The 2,129-nt window shown below is 70.1% G+C and carries 1 protein-coding gene and 2 pseudogenes; 2 read left to right on the top strand and 1 reads right to left on the bottom strand.

Annotation, left to right across the window (positions count from 1 at the left end):
- Window positions 1-411: pseudogene (locus ABZY11_RS44080) on the bottom strand (CDP-alcohol phosphatidyltransferase family protein); the annotation flags it as partial.
- A 414-nt stretch (window positions 412-825) separates the two neighbouring features.
- Between ABZY11_RS44080 and ABZY11_RS44075 the strand changes: the two are divergent.
- Window positions 826-1,767, top strand: a complete 942-nt coding sequence (locus ABZY11_RS44075; protein ID WP_356484559.1) for a cation diffusion facilitator family transporter — start codon at window positions 826-828, stop codon at window positions 1,765-1,767.
- Between the two features lie 209 nt (window positions 1,768-1,976).
- Window positions 1,977-2,129, top strand: a pseudogene (locus ABZY11_RS44070) (transferase); the annotation flags it as partial.

Here is a 2,129-nt window from a genome sequence, read left to right as displayed (position 1 = left end):
GGCCAGTTCACGGGCCCTCTCCTCCGGTTCGGGCCGCACACCGAAGGCGTCCGAGTGCAACAGCACCCCCGGGTGCCGCTCGTCGTCGTCGGGGACGCCGGCGCCAACGGCCTCGGCCGTGGTGTCCAGGGCCCGGACGAGCGCGGGGCGCGCCTCCGGCTGCGCGGTGAGCGCGCCGGGCACGGTGGCGGCGGGGAAGCGCGGGTCGGTCAGTCCGAGCCGGAGGGCATGGACATGGCCGACGAAACGGGGGTCGACCAGTGCGACGCGGCGGTCGGCGGGGACGGCCGAGAGCAGCCGTGCGGCCTCGGTCACATCGGCGGCGACCTGTACGTCGAAGCCCAGTGACCGCAGATCGTCCGCGAGCGACGATCCGGGTACCGGTGCACCGGTGAGGATGGCGGTCGACAGACGAACTCACTCCTTGGTGCTGACGGGGTCGGCGCGCGACAGTGCGGCCCGGATGCGGGCCGGCGGCACGTCGGCAGAGGCTATCGGATGAACGGAAGCGCGAGTTCACTGACCGTTTGCGCTCTGTTCGGGGTGGACCGGCATCATGCGACGCCGTCCGCGATCATCATCGTCGATCGCCGCCTCGCCTGACAAAACGCGAGGGCAGGGCCGGCGTCCGGGCCACCCCGGGGCACCCCGGCTCCGGTCCGCCAATGATCGTGCCACCTCCCTGACCTGTAAGCATTTCCGCAGGTCAGAGCATATGACAACGGTGTTCAGTACCGTGTTGCCGGATACCCCCCACCCGTAGTTCACTGGCAGTGCCCGGGCCGATCGCGTCCGGGACCGCGAGACGACCGGGAGGCGTTCGCCATGGGGGCAGGGCACGACCACGGGCACACACACGGCGGGCCGCCGCCCACCGGCACGGCAGCCGCCGCGTACCGGGGACGGCTGCGGATCGCGCTCTGCATCACGCTCACCGTGATGCTCGTGGAGATCGTCGGCGGGGTGCTCGCCGACTCGCTCGCGCTGATCGCCGACGCGGCCCACATGGCGACCGACGCCCTCGGCCTGGGGATGGCACTGCTGGCGATCCACTTCGCCAACCGGCCGGCCGGGCTGAACCGCACCTTCGGCTACGCCCGCGCCGAGATCCTCGCCGCGCTGGCCAACTGTCTGCTGCTGCTCGGCGTGGGCGGCTTCCTGCTCTTCGAGGCCGTCGAGCGGTTCATCACCCCGGCCGAGACCAGGGGCGGGCTGACGATCACCTTCGCCCTGGTCGGCATGGTCGCCAACATGGTCTCGCTGTCGCTGCTGATGCGCGGGCAGAAGGACAGCCTCAATGTGCGCGGCGCCTATCTGGAGGTGCTCGCGGACACGCTCGGCTCGTTCGCGGTGCTGATCTCGGCGGGAATCATCCTGGCCACCGGCTGGCAGGCCGCCGACCCGATCGCCTCGCTGGTCATCGGCCTGATGATCGTCCCCCGTACCGTGAAGCTGCTCAGAGAGACCCTCAACGTGCTGCTGGAGTCGGCGCCCAAGGGGGTGGACATGGGTGAGGTACGGGCCCACATCACCGCCCTGCCCGGAGTGCTGGACGTCCACGACCTGCACGCCTGGACGATCACCTCGGGACTGCCGGTGCTCTCCGCCCATGTGGTGGTGCACCAGGACATGCTGGACTCGATCGGGCACGAGAAGCTCCTCCACGAACTCCAGGGCTGTCTGGGTGTCCACTTCGACGTGGAGCACTGCACCTTCCAGCTGGAGCCGAGCGGCCATGCCGAGCACGAGGCCAGGCTCTGCCACTGAAGTCCCCGTTCGGAGGGGCCGTGTAGGGTAATCGCAGAGGCGTTCGGCCTCCCCATGTGCGAGAGAGGAGCTGAGGTTGATGACCGTCGTGAAGGCGCCTGCCCGGCGCAATATCCGGTCCTTCCCCAGCTCCCGGGTTCCCGGCTAGCACCCCGGCTCGCACCGGGTCGACTCGTTGGCCGGAGCCCTCGTACCCAAGGGTTCCCACGTTGACCGACAACGATCACGCCGTCCGTACCGAGGCGTTCTTCTCCCTGCACCACGGCCTGCCCCGGCAGAGCCCCGGCTCCGATGCCACCACCCGGCGGCTGCTGGCACTCACCGGCCTGTTGCCGCGCCGTCCACGCGTCCTGGATCTGGGC

Source organism: Streptomyces sp. NPDC006510 (assembly GCF_040611955.1).
Taxonomy (GTDB): domain Bacteria; phylum Actinomycetota; class Actinomycetes; order Streptomycetales; family Streptomycetaceae; genus Streptomyces.
The sequence above is the reverse complement of the archived record's forward strand: the minus strand, read 5'-3'. Positions and strand labels throughout refer to the sequence as shown.